The following is a 25283-nucleotide window of genomic DNA, read 5'->3' as shown; positions in this document are numbered from 1 at the left end:
AGGTCCCGGTGAGGCACCGGGCCCGTCAGCGTCCCTGTTCGGACTCCATGGCCGCGGAGACCTTCTCGCACAGTTCCGCGAACAGGGCGCTCTCGCCCTCGGTGAGCACCGAGGCGGCGAGCTGTCCGATGTCGTGGTGGCCGCGGGCGATCCGGGCGAGGAACAGGTGGCCCTCGCGGGTGAGGGAGGTGCTCAGTTCGCGCCGGTCCTCGCCGGCCGTCACCTGCTGCACCAGGTTCAGGTCCTTCAGCACGCGCAGGGCCTTCGAGGTGGTCTGCCGGGAGACCGCCAGCACCTCGCTCAGTTCGGAGGGCCGCAGGGGGCCGCGCGCCCGCAGCAGTTCGAGCACGTCGTACTGCTGCCAGTTGACGCCCTCGGGGTTGACGCGGGAGCGGCGCGCGACGAGCAGGCACTGGAGGTGGGTCAGGGCCGCCTGCAGAACGGTCTGCTCCGCAGGGCGGGTGGGGGTGGAGCCGTCTCGTGGAGTCATGAACGCTTCCGGTACGAAGGGTGACCGGCGGGGGACGGCCCCAAGGTACCAAGGGGGCGCGGACCCGGGCCGCGCGGTGGGCCGGAAAATGATTTCCCTGAGGACACCATCTGGGGGGCGTGATCGCGCCAACCGGGGGTACCGGTGTGCGAGAGCCGGTCGCCGACAGGCCGCCGGCCGACCGGATCCGACCCGGCGGGGACGGGGCTGCGCTTCATGCCCCATTCCGTTGGACGACGTATGCGGGTAACACACGGAAAAAGCGTTGCACCCCGTGAAACAGCATGGAACAGCACAGGCGTTTGACATCGATACGAAAGCGTGATTAGTATCGATTTCCGCAAGGAAACTATATTCTTGTCCTTCTCTGCTGACAATGCACAAACTCACGTCAGGCTCCTCCGTGGAATGCGCGATGCGCATCCGTGGAGCCGACGGGAGCCCTTCCTCCGGTTACCCCCCACCCCGAGGAGATCAGCGACTATGGAAAAGAACGTAAAAGCTCCTTCGTTACCACGGCCATTAGGAACAGCACGCACGGGAGGTCCGCCGGCCCCGGCGCCCCCGCTCGTCCTGACCACCCTGTTCGAAGAGGTCGTCCGCGCGCACGGCGGGTCCGTCGCCCTGGCGGACGGCGCGGAACAGATCACGTACGACCGCCTCAACCGGCGGGCCAACCGGATGGCCCGGCACCTCCGCGACCGGGGCGTCGCCCGGGGGGACCGCGTCGGCGTGCACATGCGCCGGTCCCCCGACCTCTACGCGGTCCTGCTGGCGGTCCTCAAGGCCGGGGGCTGCGTGGTCCCGCTCGACCCCGCGTATCCCGCGGAATACCTCGCCCGCATCCTGCGCGAGGCCCGCCCGTCGCCGGTGATCTGCGACGATGCCCACGCCCTGCCCCCCGAGGCCCGCGACGGCGCGCTCGCCCTGCACGACCTGGTCACGGGCAGCGACGGCCTTCCCGACGGCGACCCGGACCCCGGCACCGGCCCGGAGGACACCGCGTTCCTCATGTACACCTCCGGCTCCACCGGCCGGCCCAAGGGCGTACGGATCGCGCACCGCGGACTGGCGCGGCTGGGGCCGCACAGCGGTCCGCTCGACATCACCCCCGACGACGGGCTGACCCAGTCGGCCGCCTTCTCGTTCGCCGCGTCGACCATCGAGATCTGGCTGGCGTTCCTGCACGGCGCCACCCTGCTGCCCATGCCGCCCGGACTGCCCTCGCTGCCGGACCTGCGCGAGGCCGTCGAGAAGCGCGGCGCGACCGTGCTCAGCCTCCCCTGCGGCCTGTTCAACGCCCTGGTCGACCAGGAACCCGAGTGCCTGCGCCAGGTGCGGATCATCGTGCTCAGCGGCGACTTCCCCTCCCCCGGCCACCTGCGACGGGCCCTCGCGCACACCGACGCGGTCGTCTACAACGGCTACGGCTGCACCGAGAACTCCTCCATCACCGCCCTGCACCCGCTGACCTCGCCCGACGACGTCGACGGCGCGGGCGTCGTCCCGATCGGGCGGCCGCTGCCGACGGTCACCCTGGACGTCTACGACCCGCTGATGCGCCCCTGCGCCACCGACGAGGTGGGCGAACTCTGCGTGGGCGGCACCGGCGTGGCACTCGGGTACGCCGACCAGCCGGAGCTGACCGCCGAGAAGTTCACCGAGGACCCGGACGGCGGCGGGCTGCTCTACCGCACCGGCGACCTCGCCCGGCGCAACGGCCGGGGCGACATCGTGCTGGTCGGGCGGTCCGACAGCATGGTGAAGATCCGCGGGTTCCGGGTGGAGACCAGCGCCGTGACGCTGGCGGTGCGCGCCCTCGACGGGGTCGCGGACGCCGCCGTGAAGGCGTTCGAGGACGACGACACCCACGAGAAGCACCTCGTCGCGTTCTACACCACCCCCGACGGCCGCCCGGCCGACCCGGGGGACCTGGTCCGGCGGCTCTCGGCGGACCTGCCCTCCCACATGGTCCCCTCCGCGTTCCGGCACCTGGAGAGGATGCCGACGAACGTGAACGGGAAGACCGACCGCACCGCGCTCACCGTGGAATCCCCGAAGAAGGAAATCCGGAACAGCCGGAACGAGAATCCAGAGAAAGGCAAGAAGACCATGCAGAACCCTCTCGAAAGTGTCGTTCTCCAGGCCTGGATCGAAATCTCCGGAATGGACGATTTCTCGACCACCGACTCGTTCCTGGGACACGGCGGGAATTCCCTGCATTTCGTGCAGCTCGCCTCCAGGCTGCAGAAGATATTCGGAATCGAGATCACCACCGAGTCGGTGTTCCGGCACGGCACGGTCGAGCAGCTCGCGCGCTTCATCGAGGAGTCCCGCGACCAGGCGGCCACCTCCTCGTCGGCGTCGCACGGCTGACGCAGTGCCCGACAGCGACCGGCCGCGATGAGCCGGTCGCCCGACGTCCTCGGAGGGTGGCGAACCCGTGCACAACCCCTTGATCACGGCAATTCTGGACCTGGCGCGGAGAACGCTCCGGTCTCCCGGCCTGGGACCGGACGAGCCCTTCGGCGACCACTGCGACGATCCCGCGCTGCTGGCCGAACTCGGCACGGTGTTACGGGCCGTGTTCGGCGTCGACCCGCCGTCCGGCGGCGGACTGGGCGGGCAGAGCGCGACGGCGGTGGCCGACCGGCTCGCCCGGAGCCGGTCCGGCGCCGCCGGGCAGGGCGGGCAGGAGCTGACGGCCGGGTCCGCGCCGCGCAGCGGCAACACGGCGGAGGCCTCGTTCGGGCAGAGCGGGATCTGGCTCATCGACCAGTACCTGCCGACCCCGCAGGCGTACAACGGGCCGTTCCTGGCGCGGCTGCCGTTCCGGCTCGACGGGGACCGGCTGCGCCGGGCCGTCGCCGGGGTGCTGCGGCGCCAGGAGGTCCTGCGCACCACCTACGCATTGCGTGACGCCCGGCTGCTCCAGGTCGTCTCGGACGACGACACGGCCTTCCACTACGGCGTCGAGCACTACGGCGACGAGAAGGAACTCGACGCGCTCGCCCAGCGGGTGGCGAACACCCGGCTCGACCTGGAGCACGGGCCGGTCCTCTCCGTGACCTGCGCGCTCGGACCGGGCGCGGAGAGCGCGGTCGTCTGCAACATCCATCACATCGCGTCCGACGCCGCGTCGGCGGGTGTCTTCCTGCGCGAACTCCTCGACGCCTACGACCGCGTCGGGCGGGGACTGCCGGTGGAGGCCGTGCCGGGCCGCCCGCAGTACGCCGACTTCGCGCACTGGCACCGCACGCACCTCACCCCCGAACGCACCACGCGGCTGCTCGACGAGTGGGCCGACCGGCTCGCCGGGGAGCTGCCCGTGCTCGCGCTGCCCGCGGACCGGCCGCGGCCCGCCACGCAGGAACACCGGGGCGGCACCGTCCCCCTGCACGTCCCGGCGCCGGTGGCCGAGAAGCTGGAACGGCTCGCGGAGCGCGAGGGCGTCACGCTGTTCATGGCGCTGCTCGCGGTGTACGGCACGTTCCTCGCCAAGCTGACCCGTCAGGAACGGGTCCTGGTCGGCTCGCCCGTCTCCCTGCGGGACGATCCGCAGACCCAGGACCTCGTCGGCTACTTCGTCAACATGGTCGTGCTGCGCCAGGAGGTGGCGGGCGCGATGACCGTGCGCGAGGTGCTGGGGCGGGCGCGCGAGGAGGTGGCCGACGCGCTGCGGCTGAAGTGGGCCCCCTTCGACAAGGTGGTCGAGCGGTTGCGGCCCGACCGCGGCGGCGGTCACACCCCCGTCGTCCAGACCATGCTCGTCCTCACCGACCCCGGCTCCGCCCGCGTCACCCACGGCGGAACGCCGCTGAACGTCCGGCGGGACATGGCGCACGGCGCCAAGTACGACCTGTCGGTGGTCTTCGCACGGGAGGCGGACGGGCTGCACGCCACCCTGGAGTACGACGCGCACCTCTTCGACGAGGCGACCGCGCGGAGCATGAGCGAGCGGCTGGGCCGGCTGCTGTCCCGGTTCGCCGAGGCCTCGCCGGACACCCCGGTCCGCGAGCTCGGTCTGCTCGGGGCCGACGAGGAGCGGGAGGTGCTGGCCCACGACGACCGGGTGGACCGCTCCGCGCCCCCGGTGCCGGTGGCCGAGCTCTTCGAGCGGCAGGCCGCGGCCACTCCGGACGCCGTGGCCGTCACCGACGGCGGCCGCCGGTGGACGTACCGGGAACTCGACGAGCGGGCCGGACGGCTCGCGCGGGTCCTGCGCGAGGAGGGCGCGGCGGCGGGCCGCCGGGTCGCCATCGCGCTGCCCCGCTCGGCCGACATGGTCGCGGGTCTGCTCGCGGTGGTGAAGTCCGGGGCGTCCTACGTCCCGCTGGACCCGTCGCACCCGCCGGAGCGGGTGGCGTACGTCCTCGACGACACCGAGGCGCACCTCGTCCTCACCGACAGCGCCACCGGTGCGCTTCTCCCGACCACGACGAGGCTGCTGGAGATCGACCGGCAGGCGCAGCGCATCGACCCGGCCGATCCCGCGCCGCTCGGCCCCACCCGTACGCCCGACGACGAGATCTACGTCATCCACACCTCCGGGTCGACCGGCGCTCCCAAGGGCGTCGTCATCAAGGACCGCACGGTCGGCAACCTGGTCTCCGCCCAGCACCGGGTCTCCCCGTGCGGGGCGACCGGCACCACCCTCCAGTACATGACGCTCTCCTTCGACGTCTCCGTGATGGAGATCCTGGGGACGCTCTGCGTCGGCGGCACGCTCGCCCTGATCCCGGACGAGCTCCAGAAGGACCTGCACCAGCTGGCCGCCTTCGTCGCCGAGCACGACGTGACCCGGCTGTACCTGCCGTACATCGCGCTCCAGCGGTTCGCGGCCCTCGCCGTCGCGGAGGACGTGCGCTGCGAGGCGCTGCGCGAGGTGACCTCGGTCGGTGAGGCGCTGGTCGTCTCCCCGCAGATCCGGGAGTTCTTCGCCCGGCACCCCCGGGCCCGGCTGCTCAACATGTACGGCCCGTCCGAGACCCATCTCGCCACCTGGCACGAGCTGTCCGGCGACCCCGCCGACTGGCCCGAGGCCCCGCCGATCGGGCGGGCGGTCGACGGGATGCGGCTGCGCGTCCTCGGTCCGGACCGCGAGCTGCTGCCGCCGGGCGTCACGGGCGAGCTGTACATCGGCGGTCCCCACCTGTCGCCCGGATACCGGGGCCGCCCCGAGGAGACCGCGCGCCGCTTCCTGCCCGACCCCTACGGCGCGGAGGGCGAGCTGCTCTACCGTACGGGCGACCTCGTGCGGTGGAACAGGCACGGCGACCTGGAGTACCTGGGCCGCGCCGACGACCAGATCAAGATCCGCGGTTACCGGGTGGAGCCCAGCGAGGTGGAGGCCCGGCTCGACGCCCTGGCGGGGGTGCGGGACTCGGCGGTGGTCGCGGTGGAGTTCGGGCCCGGCGACCGGCGGCTGGTGGCCGCCGTCACGGGCGAGGGCGCCGAGGACGGCGCACGGCTGCGGGCCGCTCTGGCCGAGCAACTGCCCGAGTACCTGGTGCCCGCGCACCTCGTCGGGCTGGACCGGCTGCCGACCACGCCGAGCGGGAAGATCGACCGGGCCGGGCTGGCCGGGCGGCTGGCGCAGGAGCTGCGCGACCGGCGCGCCGACGAGGGCCCGGCCCGGCCGCCGCGGGCCGGCACCGAACGCGCCGTCGCCGAGGCCTGGACGGACGTCCTGGGCGGCGGCTCCCCCGGGCGCGACGACGACTTCTTCGCCCTGGGCGGCAACAGCATCATCGCCACCGAACTCGTCTACCGGCTGCGGAAGCTGTTCGAGGTCGACATCCCGCTGCGGGCCCTGTTCGACAGCCCCACGGTCGCCGGCATGGCCGTGCGGATCGACGCGTGCCGGACGGGCGGCGCCCAGGCGTTCACGGAGCCCGCCGCCGACCTGCGCGCCGATGTGACCCTGCCGGACGCCGTCCGGCCCGGCGACCGCGAACCGGTCGCGCCGGACGCCGCCACCCGGTTCCTGCTCACCGGGGCGACCGGCTTCCTCGGCAGTTGGCTGCTGCGCGAACTGGCGGCCGTCCCGGGGCACACCGTCACCTGCCTGGTGCGCGCCGAGGACGCGGACGCCGCCCTGGCCCGGCTGCGCGCCACGGCCGACCGGTACGGCATCGCGGACGGCGTCGCCTGGGAGCGGGTGCGCGCGGTCCCCGGTGACCTCGCCCGGGACCGGATGGGACTGTCCGAGGCGGACCACGCCGAACTGGCGGAGTCGGTCGAGGCGGTCCATCACGCGGCGGCGCACATCAACTTCGTGCTGCCGTACGCCTCGGTGAAGCCGGCCAACGTCGACGGGCTGCGCTCCGTACTGGAGTTCGCCGCCACCGGACGGCTCAAGCACGTGCACCACATGTCGACCGTCGCCGTGTTCGCCCCGGGCCGCGAGGGCGGGCCGATCACCGAGGAGGCGGTCCCCGACACATGTGAGGGGCTCGGCATCGGCTACACGCAGAGCAAGTGGGTCGCCGAGGGCATCGCCCGGCTGGCCCAGGAGCGCGGGATGCCGATGACCGTGTACCGCATCGGCCGGATCTCCGGCGACAGCGTCACCGGCGCCTGCCAGGCCGACGACTTCCTGTGGCGGCAGATCAAGAGCTTCATCGAACTCGGTTCGGCCCCGCCCGCCGAGGAGCTGACCACCGACCTGCTGCCGGTGGACTTCGTCGGCAGGGCCGTGCACGCCCTGTCCCGCGAGCCGTCCGCCGTCGGCGCCACCTACCACCTGTTCCACCCGCGTGGCTCCGACTTCACGCCCGTGCACGCCGCCGTCCGCGAGTGCGGCCACCGGCTCGACACGGTTCCGGCCGAGGAGTGGCTGACCCGCCTGGAGGACGCGGCCCGCCGGCCCGGGGGCAACGCCCTCGCGGCAGCCGTGCCGCTGTTCCGGGAGGGCGCGCTGGAACTCGGCGACAACACCTACGCCAACGATCGGACGACGCGGCTCCTCGACCGGCTCGGACTGCGCTGGCCCGACATCGAGCGCAGCTCCCTGACCCGCATGATCCGCTGGTTCGAAGCCGCCGGTGAACTGGACCGCCGGCCCCCCGGACGCCAGAACGCGTAGACCGGGGCGTCGCGCGGCTCCCCCCGCCCAGACATCCGCAGGCGGCCACCCCTCACGGGTCGCCTCCGAACGAAGGCCGACAGCATGCCTCGACATCCCTTTCCGGGTGCTGGACACGACCCGTTGATCGCCTCGATGGTGGCCGGGCTCCCCGCCCGCCAGCAGCCCCGGTGGCCCGACCGTTCCCTCCTGCCCCCCGTCCACGACCGGCTCGCCCTCGAGCCCCCGCTGGTGTCGTACGCGAGCGTCCGTGAGCTGCACGGGCTCCTGGCGCGTGCCGCCGAGGGCGAGTTCTGCCTCATCCAGGCCGGTGACTGCGTGGAGCTGACCACCGAGTGCGCACCGCGCGACGTCGCCCGCAAGGTGGAGATGCTGGACGTCCTCGGCGACGTCATGCGCACCGGCTCCGGGCTGCCGGTGGTGCGCGTCGGGCGGATGGCCGGGCAGTTCGCCAAGCCCCGCTCCGACGACTGGGAGAACGTGCCCGGCGGGCGGCTCCCGGTGTTCCGGGGCCCGCTCGTCAACGGGCCGGACGCCTGCGCGGAGGACCGCACTCCCGACCCGTCCCGCGTCGCCTCCGGCCTGGAGGCGGCCCGCTGCGCCGTCACCGCCCTCGACCGACTCGGTCGCGGCGAGGGCGCCGCGCCCGAGGACCGGGTGTGGATCAGCCACGAGGCGCTGCTGCTCGACTACGAACTCCCCCAGGTGCGGCGGCACACGGACAGCGGCAGCTATCTGGCGTCGACGCACTGGCCCTGGATCGGCGAGCGCACCCGGCAGACCGGCTTCGCGCACGTGCGGCTGATGGCCGAGCTGGACAATCCGGTGGCGTGCAAGATCGGCCCCGAGGCCACGGTCGACGAGGTGCTGGACCTGTGCTCGGTGCTCGACCCGCACCGCACCCCGGGCCGGCTGACCCTGATCGCCCGGTTCGGCGCGCATCGCATCACCGAACTGGCCCCGCTGGTACGGGCGGTCAGGCAGGCCGGGCACCCGGTGCTGTGGATGTGCGACCCGATGCACGGCAACACCGTGAAGACGCCCGACGGGCTCAAGACGCGCCGCCTCGACGCGATCATGTCCGAGATCCGGCAGTGCGTGGACGTGCTGGCCGACAACGCGCAACGGTGCGCGGGCCTGCACCTGGAGGCCTCCCCCGACGACATCTCCGAGTGCGAGGGCGCGGGCCGCAGCCCGGCCCGCGGGCCCGGCTACCGCAGTCTGTGCGACCCCCGGCTGAGCCTCGTCCAGGCCGTCGCCGCCGCCGCGCACTGGCGGCTTCCGGTGGGGGCTGTGGCATGACCACGTCCCTCAGCACCGCTCCGGCGCCCTCCCTCGACGAGCTGCTGCCCGGCCCGGGTGAGCCCTTCGCGCTGCTGCACCGCCCCGGCGCCGACCGCGGGGCGCCGGTGGAGGTCCTCAGCGGCCCGGTACGGCGCGCGGGCGGCCTGGACGCCCTCGGGCTGGACCTGGACGGCGGCCCGGACGGCACGGAGACCCTGGTCCTGGCCCCCTACCGGCAGATCCGGGAGCGCGGCTTCGCGCACCCCGACGACGGCGAGCCGCTGCTCGCGATGGAGGTGCGCGAGCACCGGCGCGTCCCGCTCGACCGGCTGCTGGCCTGTCTGCCGGACCGGGCGCCGCAGGTGGAGGAGACCCGCTTCGACATCGACGACGACGGCTACGCGGCGGCGGTGGACGGCATCGTCCACCGGGAGATCCACCACGGCGAGGGCTCCAACTTCGTCCTGGCGCGCAGTCTGCACGGCAGGATCCGCGCCTTCGACCGCGGCGCCGCCCTGGCGGTGCTGCGCGGGCTGATGACGGCGGAGACCGGCGCTTACTGGACGTTCCTGATCTTCACCGGCGACCGGTACTTCATCGGCTCCACCCCCGAGCAGCAGGTGCGGGTGCGGGGCGACCGGGTGGAGATGAACCCGATCAGCGGGACCTACCGGTATCCGCGGACCGGCGCCGACCTGCCGGGGCTGCTGCGTTTCCTGCACGACCCGAAGGAGACCGACGAGCTCTACATGGTCGTCGACGAGGAACTCAAGATGATGACGGCCCTGTGCGACGACGGCGTGCGGGTCAGCGGGCCGTCCCTGAAGTGGATGTCGCGCCTCGCGCACACCGAGTACTACCTCTCCGGCCGCTCGGACCGCCCGCTCACCGAGATCCTGCGCACCACGATGCCCGCGCCGACCGTGACGGGCAGCCCGGTGGAGAACGCCTGCCGGGTGATCGAACGGTACGAGCCGCACGGCCGGGGCTACTACAGCGGGGTCATCGCCCTGCTGGGCCGGGCGGACGGGCAGCGACGGCTGGACGCGGCGCTGCTGCTGCGCACGGCGGACCTCGGGGCGGACGGCTCCGTACGGCTGACGGCGGGCGCCAGTGTCGTACGGGAGTCGGTGCCGGCGCACGAGACGGCGGAGACCACCGCCAAGCTCTCGGGCCTGCTGGACGCCCTGTCGGGGCGGCGGTCGGCGAAGGCCCCCGTCCCGGCGTCCGCCGCCGCGCTGGCCGAGGCCGGCCCGGTGCGCGGCGCGCTGGCCGCCCGCAACGACGGGCTGGCGGCGTTCTGGCTGCGGGGGACCGCTGACGCGGCCGCCGCCCGGTCCGTCGCGGGCACCGCGGTCACCATCGTCGAGGCCGAGGACGGCTTCACCTCGATGCTCGCCTACCAACTGCGGGCGCTGGGCTGCGCGGTGCGGCTGGTGCCCTGGTCCCGGGCCTCGCGCGCGGGCGTCGCCGGAGCGCCGGGCGTGGTCCTGCTCGGCCCGGGGCCGGGCGATCCGCGGGACGGGGCGAACCCCCGGGTGCGCGCCCTGCGGGCCACGGCCGCCGAACGGCTCGCGGCCGGGCTGCCGCTGGCGGCGGTCTGCCTGGGGCACCAGGCGGTGTGCGCCCTGCTGGGGCTGCGGATGACCCGGCTGCCCGACCCGGCGCAGGGCAGGCGGCTGCGGGTCCCGCTGTGGGGCACGCCGCGCATGGCCGGTTTCTACAACAGTTACGTCGCGCGGGCCGACCAGGACTGGCTGCGCCCGCGGTTCGGCGGCGGCCCGGTCCAGGTGCAGCGCGTCGGCGACGAGGTGGTCGCGCTGCGCGGGCCGGCCCTGTCCACGATCCAGTTCCACGCGGAGTCGTTCCTGACCCAGGACGGCCCCGGCATCCTGGCCGACCTGCTGACCGGCGCCCTGGCACCGGCCGCGGCGCACCGGCCGGGCGTCCACGACAGCCACCGGGCCGGTGCACCCGTCAGGCACGGCACCGGCCCCCGGGAGTCCAGGGGGACCCATGAGCATGCCTGAGCGAGGGGGCGTGGACACCGCGCCCCGCCCCATCGACCCACGTGCCCTGCGCAGTTGCATGGGCCAGTTCGCGACCGGGGTCACGGTGCTCACCTGCCGTCGCGGTGACCTGGTGCACGGCACGACGGTCAACGCCTTCACCTCGGTGTCGCTGGACCCGCCGCTGGCTCTGGTGGCGCTGGACCGGCGCAGCCGGGCGGGCGCGCTGCTGCGGGAGGGCGGCGACTACGTCGTCAACATCCTCGACGCCTCGCAGCGCGACCTGGCGATGCACTTCGCCGGACGGCCCATGGCGGAGCCGGTGCCGTGGGTGGACGAACAGGGGCCGCACCCGCGGCTGGCGGGCACGGTGGCCCATCTGGTCTGCCAGCCCTGGCAGATCCACGACGGCGGGGACCACACGCTGCACATCGGGAGGGTGGCGGAGTTCGAGAGCCGCCCGGGACGGCCCCTGCTGTTCCACGGCGGGGCCTTCCCGGAACTGATTCCGGACGACTCGCCCGTCGCCTGGTCGCTGTGCCTGGACGGCATGGACCCGGTGGCGCACCTCCCGCTACACGACGAGCCCAGCAGGGCGGACAGGACAGGGGACTGACGCACATGACGGACACGACGCACAGCACGGACACGACAGGCGCCCCCGGCACCGGCGCCGGCGCCGCGGGGGACACCGGGCCGCGCCGCACGACGCGCCCGCTCACCGGCGACGAGTACCTGGAGAGCATCCGGGACGGCCGGGAGATATGGGCGTACGGGGAGCGGGTCGACGACGTCACCAAGCACCCGGCGTTCCGCAACACGGCCCGGATGACCGCGCGGCTGTACGACGCGCTGCACGACCCGGAGCACCGCGACACGCTGACCGCGCCGACGGACACCGGCAGCGACGGCTACACGCACAAGTTCTTCCGGGTGCCGCGCAGCGTGGAGGACATGGTCGGCGACCGGGACGCGATCGCCAAGTGGGCCCGGATGACGTACGGCTGGATGGGCCGCAGCCCGGACTACAAGGCGAGCTTCCTCGTCACACTGGGCGCGAACCCGGAGTACTACGGGGAGTTCGCGGACAACGCCCGCCGCTGGTACGCGGAGGCGCAGGAGCGGGTGCTGTTCTGGAACCACGCGGTGATCAACCCGCCGGTGGACCGCGACCGGGCGCCGGACGAGGTCGGCGACGTGTTCGTGCACGTCGAGAAGGAGTGCGACGACGGCCTGGTGGTCAGCGGCGCGAAGGTGGTGGCGACGGGGTCGGCGCTGACCCACTTCAACTTCGTGGCGCACTACGGGCTGCCGGTGAAGAAGAAGGAGTTCGCGCTCGTCGCGACGCTGCCGATGGACGCGCCGGGGGTGAAGCTGATCTGTCGTCAGTCGTACGAGCTGGCCGCGACCCGGATGGGCAGCCCGTTCGACTACCCGCTGTCGAGCCGTCTCGACGAGAACGACACCGTCTTCATCCTGGACAAGGTGAAGATCCCCTGGGAGAACGTCTTCATCTACGGCGACACCGCCAAGGCCGGCACCTTCCTGAACACCTCCGGGTTCACGCACCGGCTGACCTTCCACGGAGTGACCCGGCTCGCGGTGAAACTCGACTTCCTGGCCGGCCTGCTGCTCAAGGGGCTGGACGTGACCGGGACGAAGGACTTCCGGGGAATTCAGACCCGGGTGGGCGAGGTGCTCGCCTGGCGGAACATGTTCTGGGGCCTCAGCGACGCGATGGCGCGCAATCCGAACGGCTGGCACGACGGCGGGCTGCTGCCGAACCTGGATTACGGAATGGCGTACCGCTGGTTCATGACGATCGGATATCCGCGGGTCCGCGAGATCATTCTGCAGGACCTCAGCAGTGGCCTCATCTACTTGAATTCGCACGCCAAGGACTTCCAGAACCCCGAATTGCGGCCGCATCTGGACCGGTACATGCGCGGGTCGAACGGATACGACTCGGTGGAGCGGGTCAAGCTGATGAAGCTGATCTGGGACTCGGTGGGCACGGAGTTCGCGGGCCGCCACGAGCTGTACGAGCGCAACTACTCGGGCAACCACGAGAACGTGCGCATCGAGCTCCTGATGGCGCAGACGGCGTCCGGCCTGGTCGACGACTACCGGGGCTTCGCCGAGGAGTGCATGGCGGAGTACGACCTGGACGGCTGGACGGCGCCGGACCTGATCGGGCCCGACCAGGCATGAGCGCCGGCGCGGTACGGCGACGGGGGCGACGGGCGGTCGACGACCGCGCCGCCGCCCCCGCGGGGCCGGCCTCCCGCCGGGCGTCAGGGCAGGCCGGGCGTCTCGGGCCGGGCGTCCGGGGCGGGCAGGATCACGGCCATGGTGAAGCCGTCGTACCCCTTGGCGCCCACCGTCTGGATGGTGGTGGCGCTCACCCGGGGCTCCGCGGCCACCTTCTCGTGGAAGCGCCGCATGCCGCGGACGCCGCCGTCCGGGTTGTCGGCGTCGGCGACCGCGCCGCCGAGCACCACGTTGTCGACGACGATCACGCCGCCGGGCCGGGAGAGTTCCAGCGCCCAGTCGAAGTACTCCGGCGTGTCGGGCTTGTTGGCGTCGATGAAGACCAGGTCGAAGGGCTGCTCGGCGGTCTTGGCCAGCTCGGGCAGGATGTCGAGCGCCTTGCCCACCTTCTGCTCGACCCGGTCGGCGACGCCGGCCCGCTCCAGGTGGCCCGCGGCGGCCTCGGCGAACGAGCGCTCCCACTCGATGGTGACCAGCCGTCCGCCGGGCGGCAGGGCGCGGGCGAGCCAGATGGAGCTGTACCCGCCGAAGGTGCCTATCTCCAGAATGCGTTCGGCGCGCTGGACGAGGGCCAGCAGATGCAGCAGCTTTCCCTGGGAGCGGGAGACCCCGATATCGGGGAGATCGAATCCGGTGTGGGCCTGGGCGGCGGCGGCCAGCGCGGGGTCCTCGTCACCGAGAACCGCGTCGAAGTAGCCGTCCACCGCACTCCATTGATTCTGTGTCATGACTCCAGTGTTACCCGTGAGAAGAGCATTGTGTACCCGGACGGAAAAAATTCCGGAAAATCTACGGATTCACTTCTTCCGCTTATTTTCGTCGGTTAGTCGACGGGATTTCCGGGAAATCGCCTGCCTGAACGAGAAAAAGAAGGCTCTTTGATCCCTGCTGGTCGGAACGCAATGATCCGAACACCATGAGAGGAGCGCAGTACCTTGCCGCGAACCGGGACCACGAAAGAGCGGCCGACGGACCTCGCTCTCGTACCGGAGCTGCACCACGTCGGCGTGCAGACGGACGACCTCGACAACTGTGCCGCCTGGTACGAGGAGTTCTTCGGCTGCACGACCAACTGGACGCTGGACACCTTCTGCGACCTGACGCTGAGCCGCCTGCCCGGCATCACCCGGCTGACCGAGGTGACGGTGGCCGGCCTGCGCTTCCACCTCTTCGAACGCACCGGGCACGACGGCGCCGTCCCCGGTGCCAACACCCGCCAGTTCCAGCACATCTGCCTGGCCGCCGGCTCCCCCGAGGAGCTGCGGGCCTGGCGCGAGCGCTGGTTGCGGCTGTACGCGTCCGGCCGCTTCCGCTTCGCGGTCGACGAGAAGCCCACCGAGATCGTCGTCGACGCGGACGGCGTGCAGAGCTGCTACGTCCTGGACGTCAACGGCCTGGAGTTCGAGTTCACCTACGCACCACCAGGAGGAGACCGATGAGCACGCGCGTTCACCGCACCGTCACCGAACTGCCGGTGCCCGACGACTGGGACTTCGGGGACTTCCCCTACGGCCTGGAGCCGCTGACGCTGCCCGAGCCGCCGACACCGGGGACCGAGACCGCGATATCCCGGGTGCGGCCCGCCGACCCGTCCCGCGTGGGCCCCGCCGAACCGCTCCCGCGGACCGGCCCGGCGCTCGCCGCGGAGGAGATCTCCCACCAGTTGTTCTGGTTCCGGTGGATCACCGGCCACCAGGCGACCTTCGCCATCTGGCAGTTGACCGCGCACGCCCTGCACCAGGCCCGCTCCCTCGCCGATCCCGCGCCCTCCCTGCGGGCGATGACGGACCTCACCGACGCCTACACCGCGATGCTGCTGTACACCAGCTCCTGCCCCGCCGACGTCTACGGCACCGTCATCCGGCCCAGCATGTACCTCCAGCACCGCAGCTTCAGCGGCACCTGGGCCCCCGACTTCGTGCCCGTGCGCTCGCTGCTGCGGGGGAAGAAGACCGAGTGGGAGGGAACGCCCGAGGCGGACCGGCTCAACCGGGCGGTGCGGATGTACCACACGGTGCACGCGGGCGTGGCCGCCAAACTGGTGCCGGGCGGCCGGTCGCTGCTCCAGGAGTCGGCCGCGGAGGTCACCCCGACCCGACCCGAGACCCAGGCGCTCCTGTACGACCACTACTTCCTGACCCTGCGGGCGCCGGTCGACGCGACGGAGCTGGTCGACCAGCTCCGGTCCCGGCTGCGCGCGATCACCCAGGACGTGCGGGCCAACGGCCTCTACCCCGGCCTCACCCCGCAGGAGGACGCCGCCTTCCCCGAGGAGCTGCGCAGCGACGAGGTCCGGCAGGGCTACGAGGAGGGCTTCGCCAGCGTCCTGGGCCGGATCGACGCCGCCGCCGGGCAGCTCAGGCCGAGGGTGCTGCACCACAGCGCGCCCTGACCGCAGGGCGCGGGACGGGACGCGGCACGACCCGACAAGCACGACACGACGAAGGAACGAGGAAGGAGCACGCGTGCGGCACGGAGTGGTGATCCTGCCCGAGCGGCGCTGGTCGCGGGCGCGCGAACAGTGGGTCCGGGCCGAGGAGTTCGGCTTCGATCACGCCTGGACGTACGACCAGTTGATGTGGCGGTGGCTGCGCGACGAGCCCTGGTTCGCCGGTGTCCCCACCCTGGCCGCCGCGGCGGCCGTCACCTCGCGGATCACTCTGGGCACGATGGTCGCCACGCCCACCTACCGCCACCCGGTGACGCTGGCCAAGGAGGTGATGTCGCTGGAGGACATCGCCGGGGGCCGCTTCGTCTGCGGGCTGGGCGCGGGGGCGGGCGGCCTGGACGACCGGGTGGTGGACCCGACCGAACGGACCCCGCGCCAGCGCGCCGACCGTTTCGCCGAGTTCGTCGAGGCCCTGGACCGGCTGCTGACCGAGCGCAGCACCTCGTACGCGGGCGAGCACTACGCCTTCGACGACGTGCCGGTGAATCCCGGGTGCCTGACCCGGCCGCGGGTGCCGTTCGCCGTCGCCGCGACCGGGCCGCGCGGCATGCGGCTCGCGGCCCGGCGGGCGGACACCTGGGTCACCGCCGGTCCCCCGGGCCGCTTCGACGCGCTGCCCTACGAGAAGGCGCTGCCGGAGATCGCCCGGCAGCTGGACCGGCTGGACGCGGCGTGCGAGGCCACCGGCCGGGACCCGGCCACGCTGAACCGGCTGCTGCTGACCGGGGCCCTGGTCGGCGGGGTGCTCGACTCCGTCGAGTCCTACCGGGACGCGGTGGGCCGCTTCGGCGAACTGGGCGTCACCGACCTGGTGGTGCACTGGCCGCGCGCGTCCTTCCCGTACCAGGGGGACCCGCGGGTGCTGGAGGCCCTGGCGGAGGAAGTGCTCCGCCCCGGGCGGGCGGCCGTGCCCGCGACGGCCCCGCCGGGCGGCGGAGCGGAGACCGGCCCCTACGGCGAAGGAGAGGGACGTTGATCGCGTACGAGATCGTCGACATGTTCACGGACACCCCCTACCACGGCTGCGCACTGGCGGTGGTCCCGGACGCCGCGGGGCTCTCGGCCGCGGACATGCTCGCCGTCGCCCGGGAGACCGCCCTGACCGAGACGGCCTTCGTGGTGCCGCCCCGGCTGCCGGGCTCGACGTACGGGGTGCGGGTGATGACCCCGGCCGGCGAGTCGCCGTTCGGCGGCCACAGCGCCGTGGGCACCGCGAGCACGCTGGTGCGCACCGGCCGGCTGGCGGCCGGGGAGGCGGTGCAGGAGTGCGGCGGGCGGCAGCTCACCGTGGTCGCGGGGGCCGACGGCTCCTCCCTGTCCGTCGCGGGCGAGCCGCTCCCCGGGCCCGAGTGGGACCCCGGCTCGCTGCTGGCGGCGTGCGGTCTGACGGACGCCGACCTGGCGGGCACCCCGCACCTGGCCGGTTTCGGTCCCGCGTTCCACTTCCTGCCGGTGGGGGCCGAGGCCCTGGCCCGCGCGGCTGCCGACCTGGGCGACCCGGTCTGGGCGGACTGCCCGGACGCGGTGCTCCTCGCCTGGGACCCCGCGAGCCGCACCGCGCGCGTCCGGGTGTTCGCCCCCGGTTACGGCATGCCCGAGGACCCCGCCTGCGCCTCCGCCGCGCTGGCGCTGGGCGTCTGGCTCGGCCGGGAGAAGGCGCTGCCCGGCACCGACGGCCGTCATGACTACCAGGTCCGTCAGGGCGAGGAGCTGGGCCGCCCCGCCCTCCTGTCCTGCACCGTCGACCTCGGCGAGGGCCGGGCCCGCGCCGCCGCGGTCCACGGCCGCGTCACCGCCACCGCGTCCGGCCGACTGACGCCCCCCGGACGGCCCTGAGCCCCCAGGGGTCCCACGCGGTCCGGACCGTCCGACCAGAGACGAGAAAGGAAATCTCCCAGGTGCTCTTCCGACCCGAACTGCACGGCACCCGCGGTGCCGTCGCCTCCACCCACTGGCTGGCCTCCACGGCGGGCATGTCCATGCTCGACCGCGGCGGCAACGCCTTCGACGCCGCGACCGCCGCCGCCTTCGTCATCCAGGTGGTGGAACCGCATCTCAACGGGCCGGGCGGCGACGTGCCGATCCTCGCCCACCGCGCGGGGAGCGGCTCGGTCGACGTCGTCTGCGGGCAGGGCCCGATGCCCGCGGCCGCCACCGTGGAGGCCTTCACCCAGCGGGGTCTGGCCGTCGTTCCCGGTTCCGGACTGCTGCCCGCCGTCGTCCCCGGCGCCGTCGGCGCCTGGCTCCGGCTGCTGAAGGAGTACGGCACGCTGCCGCTGGAGGACGTACTGGAACCGGCGATCGGCTACGCGGAGGGCGGCTATCCGGTGCTGCCCAAGTGCGCCGCCATGATCGGCGCGCTGACGGAGCTGTTCCGCGACACCTGGACGGAGTCGGGCCGCACCTACCTGCGCAACGGGGTCGCCCCGCGGGCCGGGGAGCGGGTCACCAACCCGGCGCTGGCGCGCACCTACCGGCGGCTGGTCGCCGAGGCGAAGGCGTCCGGCCGGGACCGCGAGGGACAGATCGACGCGGCGACGGAGGCGTTCTACAGCGGTTTCGTGGCGGAGGCGATCGACAGCTACCTCGCCAAGGCCGAGGAGGCGGACTCCACCGGCCGCCGCAACGGCGGCCTGCTCACCGGCGCGGACCTGGACGCGTGGCGGCCGCACGTGGAGCGTCCGCTCACCCTCGACCACCGCTCGCTCACCGTGCACAAGGCGGGGCCCTGGTCGCAGGGCCCGGTCTTCCTCCAGCAGCTCGCCCTGCTGGCCGACGCCGATCTCGCCGCGACGGGGCCCGAGAGCGCGGAGTACGTCCACACGGTGGTCGAGGCCGCCAAGCTCGCCTTCGCCGACCGTGAGGCCTGGTACGGCGACCCGGACCACGCGAAGGTGCCGGTCGAGGCCCTGCTGGACCCGGCGTACAGCGCCGCGCGGCGGGCGCTGCTCGGCGCGGAGGCCTCGCGGGAACTGCGTCCGGGGCGGCCCGGCGGGCGCGAGCCGCTGCTGCCGCCGCTGCACGACGAGAGCGTCGCACCGGCGGACCCGGCCTGGCTGGGCGAACTGGAGCAGGGCATCCCGGCGATCATGAAACTGACCGCCGCGACCGGCGACACCTGCTGCGTGAGCGTGACCGACGCGGCGGGCAACATGGTGGTGGCGACGCCCAGCGGCGGCTGGCTGAAGAGCTCCCCGGTGGTGCCGGGGCTGGGCTTCCCGCTGGGCACCCGGGGGCAGATGGCGACCCTCACCCCCGGCCACCCGAACACGGTGGGGCCGGGCAAGCGCCCGCGGACCACGCTCAGCCCGACGATGGTGCTGCGGGACGGCCGGCCGTACCTGGCGTTCGGAACGCCCGGCGGCGACCAGCAGGACCAGTGGACGCTGAGCTTCTTCCTGCACCACACGGAGCACGGGATGAGCCCGCAGGCGGCCATCGAGGCGCGCACCTTCCACACCGACCACGTGCCCACGTCCTTCGCCCCGCGCCGGTTCCGCCCGGGGACCGTGGTCCTGGAGGGCGGCTGGCCGGCGGCGGAGGTCGAGGCGCTGCGGCGGCGGGGGCACCAGGTGGAGCTGGTGGCCGACTACTCGCTCAGCAAGGTGTGCGCCACCGGGCTCACCGGCGACGGGCTGGTGCTCGGCGCGGCCAGTCCGCGCGGCGCGCAAGCCTACGCGGTCGCGGGGTAGCAGAGGAGGAGATGAAATGGTTTCCCCAGGGAAACCACCTGTTCCAGGCGGAAGGTACTGACATGGCGGCTCACCGGAAGAACCACGACGAGGACTTCATCGTGCTGGGCGAGGCCCGGCAGAACAATCTCAAGGGCGTCGACCTGCGCATCCCCAAGGGGAAGCTGACGGTCTTCACCGGAGTCTCCGGGTCGGGGAAGTCCTCGGTGGTCTTCGACACGCTGGCGATCGAGTCGCAGCGGCAGCTCAACGAGACCCTGCCGGCCTTCGTGCGCAACCGGATGCCCAAGTACGAACGGCCGAAGGCGGAGGTGATGGAGAACCTCTCCACGGCGATCGTCGTCGACCAGCGGCCGGTCGGCGGCAACGCCCGCTCCACGGTCGGCACGATGACCGAGATCCTGCCCGCGCTGCGGGTGCTGTTCTCCCGCGCGGGCACGCCCAGCGCGGGCCCCTCGCACATGTACTCGCCCAACGACCCGCGCGGCATGTGCGAGGAGTGCCAGGGCCTCGGCACGACCGTCCGCCTGGAACTGGACAAGCTGCTCGACGAGGACAAGAGCCTCAACGAGGGCGCCATCCGCTTCCCGTCGTTCGCGGTCGGCACCTTCCAGTGGCAGCTCTACGGCGAGTCCGGGCTCTTCGACCCCGACAAGCCGGTGCGCGACTTCTCCGCGAAGGAGCGCGAACTGCTGCTGCACGGAAAGGGGTTCACGGTCGACCGGGCGGGCCGCAACGGGGTCTACAAGAACGAGTACGAGGGCATCGTCGAGCGTTTCACCCGCCGGTACATCACCCCCGGCCTCGACAACGCGAAGAGCAAGGAGCGCGCGGAGATCGAGCGGGTGGTCACCCAGGGACCCTGCGAGGTCTGCCACGGCGGACGGCTGAACGCGGCCGCCCTCGCCTCGCGCATCGACGGCGACAACATCGCGGACTTCTCGGCGATGGAGATCACCGACCTGATCGAGCGGCTCGCCCGGATCGACGCGCCGTCCGTCAAACCGGCCGTGCTGGGCGCGCGGGCCGCGCTGGAGCGCGTCCAGTCGGTCGGGCTCGGCTACCTGAGCCTCGGCCGGCAGACCAGGACGCTGTCCGGCGGAGAGGCCCAGCGGCTGAAGATGGTGCGCCACCTGGGCAGCAGCCTGACCGGGCTGACGTACATCTTCGACGAGCCCAGCGTCGGTCTGCACCCGCGGGACGTGCAGCGGCTGAACGACATCCTGCTCGCGCTGCGCGACAAGGGGAACACCGTGCTGGTCGTGGAGCACGACCGGGACGTCATCGCGATCGCCGACCACGTCGTCGACATGGGCCCGGGGGCCGGGCGCGACGGCGGCGAGGTGACGTTCGAGGGCACCCCGGCGGGGCTGCGCCGTTCCGGCACCGTCACCGGCAAGCAACTGCGCAGCGTGACCGGGCTGAAGGAGACGGTGCGCTCCCCCACCGGCGAGCTGACCGTCCGGGCGGCCGATCTGCACAATCTGCGGGACGTCACGGTCGCCTTTCCCACCGGGGTGCTCACCGCGGTGACCGGCGTGGCCGGTTCCGGCAAGAGCACGCTCGTGTCGAAGGTGTTCATCGCGCAGCACCCGGACGCGGTGGTGATCGACCAGTCGTCGGTGGGCATCTCCTCGCGGTCCAACCCGGCGACGTACACCGACATCATGGACAGCCTGCGCCAGCGGTTCGCGCGTGCCTCGGGCGAGAAGCCGGGGCTGTTCAGCTTCAACTCCGAGGGCGCCTGTCCGGAGTGCGGCGGCAAGGGGGTCATCGAGACCGACCTCGCCTTCATGGACCCGGTGACCACGGTGTGCGAGCGCTGCGACGGGCGCCGGTTCAACGACGAGGCCCTGCGCCACACCGTGCGCGGCCGGACGATCGTCGACGTCCTCGCCATGACCGCCGAGGAGGCGTCGGACTTCTTCGACGACGCGCCCGTACGGCGCAAGCTGGCCCTCCTCACCGAGGTCGGACTCGGCTACCTGACGCTGGGCCAGCCGCTGTCCACGCTCTCCGGTGGCGAACGGCAGCGGCTCAAGCTGGCGCACCGCCTGAAGGAGACCGGCACCGTCTACGTCTTCGACGAGCCGACCACCGGGCTGCACATGCGCGACACGCGCCGGCTGCTGGGCCTGTTCGACCGGCTCGTGGACGGCGGCAACACGGTGCTGGTGATCGAGCACGACCTGGACGTCGTCAAGCACGCCGACTGGGTGGTGGATCTCGGCCCGGAGGCGGGCAGCCAGGGCGGCCGGGTGGTGTTCGAGGGCACGCCCGCCGAACTGGCCGGGGCGAAGGACTCGCACACGGGCCGCAGCCTCGCGGCCGACCTGCGGGCCGCCGGCGGGCGGAGCCGTTCCTGAGCCGTCGGCCCCGGGACCGCGCGGTCCCGGGGCCGCGTCGTCCGGGGACGGGCCGCGAACGGGACGTCGCGCCGGAAGGGCGACGGACATCGGAAGGACGACCGGAAGGAGTCGCACGCATGCCCCTGATCCACGTCACCCTGCTGGAGGGCCGGTCCCCGCAGGAGGTGGCCGCGCTCGGCGAAGCGCTCACGGCCGCCGCACAGGAGGCGCTCGGCACCCCGGCGGAGGCCGTCCGGGTGATCGTGGAGGAGACGCCCGCGCACCACTGGTTCGTGGGCGGCCGGTCCGTGGCCGAGCGGCGCGCCTCCTCCTCGTGACGCCCCCGGGGCGCGCCTCCTCCTCGTGACGCTCCCCGGGGCGGGCCGGGCGCCGGTTCAGCGGACGGCGGCTCCGCGCGCGCCGCGGTCGGCGCGCGCGAAGCGCTCCCGGACCTGCTCGACGCGCTCCGGGGACCAGGACGCCAGGTCGTCGCGGGTGAGGCGGCCGCTGCGGGTGATCAGGTGGGCGTTGAACGCCTCCGGTTCGAGGTCCGCGTACTGCTCCAGTTCCTCGAACCACTCCTGGCTCGTCCGCGCGGTGCGCTGCATGGCCTCGACCTCCGGCAGGCGCGCGGCCTGGTAGGCGGCGAGCGCCTCGGGGACCGACCCGTGGCCGTCCAGCGCCAGGGCGAGCGCCAGGCCGTCCTCCATGGCCAGCCGGGTGCCCGAGCCGACGGAGAAGTGGGTGGTGTGCGCGCTGTCGCCGAGGAGAGCGACCCGGCCGTGGCTCCAGCGCCGGTTGCGCACGGAGACGAAGCGGCCCCAGCGCGACCGGTTGGTGCGCAGCCCGTGCCCCTCCAGGACGTCGGCGAAGAGGCCGGCGAGCCGGTCCGTGTCGCTCCTGCCGGAGGCGTCCGGCACGCCCGTGTCGACGCCTTCGGTGAACCCGGCGGCCTCCCACACCCGGTCGTCGACCTCGGCGATGAAGGTGCTGAGGCCGGGGGCGTAGGGGTAGGCGTGGGCGTGCAGCGTGCCGTGCTCCGTCTCGGCGACGGCGAAGGTCAGGGCGGTGAAGGAGCGTTCGGTGCCGAGCCACAGGTAGCGGGAGCCGCGTCGGGTGGTCTCGGTGCCGAACTCCTCCCGGCGGGCCTCACGGGTCGCGGAGTTGACGCCGTCGGCCGCCACCACCAGGTCGTACGTCCGGGCCAGGACGTCCGCCTCGGGGGCGCGGCTGCCGTGGCGGACGGTGACGCCGAGGCCGGCGCAGCGGTCGCGCAGCATGGCCAGCAGGGCGCGGCGGCCGATCGCCGAGAAGCGGTAGCCGCCGTTGCGGGAGGTGCGGCCCCGGTGGTGGACGTCGATCCTCGACCAGTGGGCGCACTCGGCGCCCAGCGCGGCGAACAGCTCGGGGTCGGCTGCCTCGATGCCGCCGAGCGCACCCTCCGAGAAGACGACGCCGAAGCCGAAGGTCTCGTCGGGGGCGTTCACCTCCCAGACGTCGATCTCGCTCCGCGGCCGCAGCCGTTTGACGAGTGCGGCCGTGTAGAGGCCGCCGGGTCCGGCTCCGATGATCGCGATTCGCATGACACCTCACGGGTAGTCGGTCGGGTGGCGCGATGGTGCGCGGCGGGCCTCAAGTCGCCCCCGCGACGGGCTACTTGTTGCCCGTCGGGCCGAAGTCATGAGCCGTGCCGGGACGCAATGCCCCGGGCGGGCCGCCGCCGCGCGGCCGGACCGGAAGGGAGCACGCCGATGAGGCCGACGACGGGAGCGGACGCGCTGGAGCGGCTGTACGGGGCCGACGTGCCGCCCTTCGCGCTGCTCCGCAGGCAACGTCCCGGTCTGCGCGAACCGGCCCCGGTGGAGCTGCTGTTCGGGGAGATGGAGACGGTGCGGTCACTGGCGGAAGCGGCTGTGCCCGACGGTGGAGCGCCGGGGCCGGGGCTGCTGGCCCTACTGCCCTTCCGGCAGCTGGCCGAGCACGGCCTGCCGTGCCACGACGACGGTACGCCGCTGCGGCTGCTGCGGGTGCGCGAGCACCACGTCCTGTCCGAGGACGCCTTCACCGGCGGGCTCCCCGCCGCGCCGCCGCCGGTGGAGTGGCGGGACGCCGGGTTCATGACGAGCGACGCCCAGTACGAGGAGCTGGTGCGGGAGTTCGTCGCGTCGGACGCGGCCCGGGGCGGGCTGAACGTCCTGCTGCGCCGGGACTGGTCCGCGCGGCTGCCGGAGTTCCGGCCCGCGGTGGCCGTGGAGCTGTTCCGCCGGCTGCTGGCCGCGGAGTCGGGCGCGTACTGGACCTTCGTCGTGCACACCGGGGGCCCGCGGCCGGTCACCCTGGTGGGCGCGACGCCGCAGGGGCATGTGGGCGTCGAGGGCGGCCGGGTGGTGATGAATCCGCTGTGCGGCACATACCGGCGTCCGCCGGAGGGGTCGCGCCCCGAGGACCTGCTCGCCTTCCTCGCCGACCCGAAGGAGACGGAGGAGCTGGCGACCACGGTGGACGCGGAGCTGGCGGTGCTGTGCCGGCTGGCCGGGCCCGGGGTGCGGGTGGAGGGGCCCTTCCTGCGCGGGATGGCGCATCTGCTGCACACCCAGTGCCGGATCAGCGGGCCCGCGGCGGCCGGGGCGCGGGAGACTCTCGACCGGGCCCTGTTCGCGTCGACGGTGGTGGGCAGCCCGTTCGCGGAGGCGTGCGCGGCCGTCCACGGCCGCGAGACCACCGGACGCGGCTACTACGGCGGCCTCCTCGCGCTGATCGGCCGCGACGGGGCGGGCGCGGAGGAGCTGGACTCCGCGGCGGTGATCCGGACCCTGGTGGTGGACCACCGGGGAGAGGCACGTCTGTCGGTGGGGGCGACCGTGGGCGGCCGGTCGTCGCCGGAGGGCGAGGCGGCCGAGACACGGACCAAGGCCCGGGCCGTGCTGACCGCCCTCACGGAGCGACCGCGGTCCGCGGACCCGGCGCGCACCCCGCCCGCCCCCGCCCCGCCGGACCCCGACGACCTCGACGAGGCCGTGCAGGAGGCCCTGGCCGGGCGGCACGCGGCGCTGTCGCCGTTCTGGACCCGGGGCGCCGCCGCCCCGCCCACGGGCGGCCCGGCGGTGCTGGTGCTCGATCCCGGCGCCGCCGCCGGCACCGAACTGGCCGCACTGCTGCACCTGGTGACGGCGGTGCACGGCCGCGCCGAGGTGATCCGGCACGACGACCCCGGCGCGGCCGGCGCCCTGGTCCGGCATCCGGGGCCCGTACTGGTGGCGTCGGGTCCCGGCCGCCCCGACGATCCCGGCTGCGCGCGCATGGCGGCGCTGCGCCGGACGGCCGCGCTCCTGGTCCGGGACCGGCCGCCGGGCGGCCCCCCGGTGGCCGGGGTGGGGCTCGGCTTCCAGTTGCTGGCGCTGGCCGCCCTGCCGGACGCCCGGGTCGTGGCCAGGTCCGGCGGTGCCGGGCTGGCGCGGCAGGTGGACTTCTTCGGACGGCCGGTCACCGCCGCCTTCCGCAACACCTGCCGGATCGTCTGCGGCCGGGACCGGCACGAGCTGGTCACGCTGGACGAGCCGGGCGTGCGGGGGGTGCAGTTCCGGCCGGAGTCGGTGCTGACCACCGACGGGGCCGGGGTGCTGCGCCGACTGCTCGGCTGACTCCCCCGGCCC

Annotated in this window: 17 protein-coding genes; 14 read left to right on the top strand and 3 right to left on the bottom strand. The window is 73.4% G+C overall.

All coding sequences use genetic code 11. The features are described 5' to 3' along the window. Positions 1-25: 25 nt before the first annotated feature. Entirely contained in the window at positions 26-490 is a 465-nt protein-coding gene (locus ACZ56L_RS04495; RefSeq protein WP_401759544.1) for a MarR family winged helix-turn-helix transcriptional regulator, read from the bottom strand. Between the two features lie 483 nt (positions 491-973). Here ACZ56L_RS04495 and ACZ56L_RS04490 point away from each other — a divergent pair, with 483 nt between their 5' ends. The 6 genes from ACZ56L_RS04490 (at position 974) to ACZ56L_RS04465 (ending at position 13081) form a co-directional block, all read left to right on the top strand. After that, entirely contained in the window at positions 974-2866 is a 1893-nt protein-coding gene (locus tag ACZ56L_RS04490; RefSeq protein WP_471061392.1) for a non-ribosomal peptide synthetase, read from the top strand. 67 nt (positions 2867-2933) lie between these two features. Further along, a complete protein-coding gene (locus tag ACZ56L_RS04485) occupies positions 2934-7577 on the top strand; it encodes a non-ribosomal peptide synthetase family protein (RefSeq protein WP_471061389.1) in 4644 nt (1547 codons plus the stop codon). A gap of 84 nt (positions 7578-7661) precedes the next feature. Next, positions 7662-8879 carry a 3-deoxy-7-phosphoheptulonate synthase gene (locus ACZ56L_RS04480; RefSeq protein WP_471061386.1) on the top strand — a complete coding sequence of 406 codons (1218 nt, stop codon included), beginning with the start codon at positions 7662-7664 and terminating at the stop codon, positions 8877-8879. Next, positions 8876-10891 carry a chorismate-binding protein gene (locus ACZ56L_RS04475; RefSeq protein WP_471061383.1) on the top strand — a complete coding sequence of 672 codons (2016 nt, stop codon included), beginning with the start codon at positions 8876-8878 and terminating at the stop codon, positions 10889-10891. Before ACZ56L_RS04480 ends, ACZ56L_RS04475 begins: the two co-directional genes overlap by 4 nt. Further along, positions 10884-11486, top strand: coding sequence for a flavin reductase family protein (locus ACZ56L_RS04470; RefSeq protein WP_401759530.1), 603 nt, complete (start codon positions 10884-10886; stop codon positions 11484-11486). The genes ACZ56L_RS04475 and ACZ56L_RS04470 overlap by 8 nt, the downstream gene beginning before the upstream one ends. A 5-nt stretch (positions 11487-11491) precedes the next feature. Further along, complete coding sequence (locus ACZ56L_RS04465) at positions 11492-13081, top strand: 4-hydroxyphenylacetate 3-hydroxylase family protein (protein ID WP_345218860.1); 1590 nt, start codon at positions 11492-11494, stop codon at positions 13079-13081. A gap of 83 nt (positions 13082-13164) precedes the next feature. On the opposite strand, the gene ACZ56L_RS04460 is transcribed toward ACZ56L_RS04465, so the two are convergent. Further along, positions 13165-13869: an O-methyltransferase gene (locus tag ACZ56L_RS04460; protein WP_345218858.1), complete on the bottom strand. Its 705-nt coding sequence runs from the start codon at positions 13867-13869 to the stop codon at positions 13165-13167. A gap of 207 nt (positions 13870-14076) precedes the next feature. On the opposite strand from ACZ56L_RS04460, the gene ACZ56L_RS04455 reads away from it, so the two are divergent. From ACZ56L_RS04455 to ACZ56L_RS04425, 7 genes are all read left to right on the top strand, one after another. Beyond that, positions 14077-14580, top strand: a complete 504-nt coding sequence (locus ACZ56L_RS04455) for a VOC family protein (RefSeq protein ID WP_345218856.1) — start codon at positions 14077-14079, stop codon at positions 14578-14580. Then, positions 14577-15533 carry a hypothetical protein gene (locus ACZ56L_RS04450; protein WP_345218855.1) on the top strand — a complete coding sequence of 319 codons (957 nt, stop codon included), beginning with the start codon at positions 14577-14579 and terminating at the stop codon, positions 15531-15533. The genes ACZ56L_RS04455 and ACZ56L_RS04450 overlap by 4 nt, the downstream gene beginning before the upstream one ends. A 73-nt stretch (positions 15534-15606) precedes the next feature. Continuing rightward, entirely contained in the window at positions 15607-16566 is a 960-nt protein-coding gene (locus ACZ56L_RS04445; RefSeq protein ID WP_471061376.1) for an LLM class flavin-dependent oxidoreductase, read from the top strand. Continuing rightward, positions 16563-17426 (top strand): PhzF family phenazine biosynthesis protein, encoded by an 864-nt coding sequence (locus tag ACZ56L_RS04440; protein ID WP_345218851.1) that lies wholly within the window; start codon positions 16563-16565, stop codon positions 17424-17426. The genes ACZ56L_RS04445 and ACZ56L_RS04440 overlap by 4 nt, the downstream gene beginning before the upstream one ends. Before the next feature lie 62 nt (positions 17427-17488). Further along, on the top strand, positions 17489-19282 hold the full coding sequence (locus ACZ56L_RS04435; protein WP_471061373.1) for a gamma-glutamyltransferase family protein: 1794 nt from the start codon (positions 17489-17491) through the stop codon (positions 19280-19282). Positions 19283-19344: 62 nt separating this feature from the next. Continuing rightward, positions 19345-21648 carry an ATP-binding cassette domain-containing protein gene (locus ACZ56L_RS04430; protein WP_471061370.1) on the top strand — a complete coding sequence of 768 codons (2304 nt, stop codon included), beginning with the start codon at positions 19345-19347 and terminating at the stop codon, positions 21646-21648. A gap of 119 nt (positions 21649-21767) precedes the next feature. After that, complete coding sequence (locus ACZ56L_RS04425; protein ID WP_345218846.1) at positions 21768-21968, top strand: tautomerase family protein; 201 nt, start codon at positions 21768-21770, stop codon at positions 21966-21968. 57 nt (positions 21969-22025) lie between these two features. Here ACZ56L_RS04425 and ACZ56L_RS04420 read toward each other — a convergent pair whose 3' ends face one another. Next, complete coding sequence (locus ACZ56L_RS04420) at positions 22026-23213, bottom strand: FAD-dependent monooxygenase (RefSeq protein WP_345218844.1); 1188 nt, start codon at positions 23211-23213, stop codon at positions 22026-22028. Positions 23214-23381: 168 nt separating this feature from the next. On the opposite strand from ACZ56L_RS04420, the gene ACZ56L_RS04415 reads away from it, so the two are divergent. Continuing rightward, complete coding sequence (locus tag ACZ56L_RS04415) at positions 23382-25271, top strand: chorismate-binding protein (protein ID WP_471061366.1); 1890 nt, start codon at positions 23382-23384, stop codon at positions 25269-25271. Positions 25272-25283 lie beyond the last annotated feature (12 nt).

Source organism: Streptomyces sp. NPDC039736, from assembly GCF_055596485.1.
Note: the sequence above shows the minus strand (reverse complement) of the source record. Positions and strands in the feature narration are given on the sequence as shown.

What these genes read in the sequence shown, in the direction of transcription:
- ACZ56L_RS04460 (WP_345218858.1), bottom strand. Translation starts at nt 13,869, where the DNA reads ATGACACAGAATCAATGGAGTGCGGTGGACGGCTACTTCGACGCGGTT.
- ACZ56L_RS04470 (WP_401759530.1), top strand. Translation starts at nt 10,884, where the DNA reads ATGCCTGAGCGAGGGGGCGTGGACACCGCGCCCCGCCCCATCGACCCA.
- ACZ56L_RS04430 (WP_471061370.1), top strand. Translation starts at nt 19,345, where the DNA reads ATGGCGGCTCACCGGAAGAACCACGACGAGGACTTCATCGTGCTGGGC.
- ACZ56L_RS04480 (WP_471061386.1), top strand. Translation starts at nt 7,662, where the DNA reads ATGCCTCGACATCCCTTTCCGGGTGCTGGACACGACCCGTTGATCGCC.
- ACZ56L_RS04465 (WP_345218860.1), top strand. Translation starts at nt 11,492, where the DNA reads ATGACGGACACGACGCACAGCACGGACACGACAGGCGCCCCCGGCACC.
- ACZ56L_RS04420 (WP_345218844.1), bottom strand. Translation starts at nt 23,213, where the DNA reads ATGCGAATCGCGATCATCGGAGCCGGACCCGGCGGCCTCTACACGGCC.
- ACZ56L_RS04490 (WP_471061392.1), top strand. Translation starts at nt 974, where the DNA reads ATGGAAAAGAACGTAAAAGCTCCTTCGTTACCACGGCCATTAGGAACA.
- ACZ56L_RS04475 (WP_471061383.1), top strand. Translation starts at nt 8,876, where the DNA reads ATGACCACGTCCCTCAGCACCGCTCCGGCGCCCTCCCTCGACGAGCTG.
- ACZ56L_RS04495 (WP_401759544.1), bottom strand. Translation starts at nt 490, where the DNA reads ATGACTCCACGAGACGGCTCCACCCCCACCCGCCCTGCGGAGCAGACC.
- ACZ56L_RS04425 (WP_345218846.1), top strand. Translation starts at nt 21,768, where the DNA reads ATGCCCCTGATCCACGTCACCCTGCTGGAGGGCCGGTCCCCGCAGGAG.
- ACZ56L_RS04450 (WP_345218855.1), top strand. Translation starts at nt 14,577, where the DNA reads ATGAGCACGCGCGTTCACCGCACCGTCACCGAACTGCCGGTGCCCGAC.
- ACZ56L_RS04415 (WP_471061366.1), top strand. Translation starts at nt 23,382, where the DNA reads ATGAGGCCGACGACGGGAGCGGACGCGCTGGAGCGGCTGTACGGGGCC.